Genomic DNA, 214 nt, shown 5'->3' on the forward strand with positions numbered 1-214 from the left:
GACTACCCGCAAGGCCAGTGGGTACACCAATTGTTCGAAGCCCAGGCACAGGCCCAGCCGGACGCACCGGCGTTGGTGTTTGGTCAGCAACGGTTGAGCTACGCCGAGGTGAACCGCCGCGCGAATCGTTTGGCCCATCGCTTGATCGAGGCTGGCGTAGGCCCGGATGTGCTGGTGGGTCTCGCGGTGGAGCGCTCCATCGAAATGGTCATCG

General features: G+C 63.6%; 1 protein-coding gene. It reads left to right on the top strand.

Annotation, left to right across the window (positions count from 1 at the left end; all coding sequences use genetic code 11):
- The coding region (locus ACW9IB_RS29605; protein ID WP_457416885.1) for an AMP-binding protein at positions 1-214 on the top strand (214 nt) is incomplete at both ends.

The sequence above is a fragment of the Pseudomonas sp. SDO524_S393 genome (genome assembly GCF_054071875.1).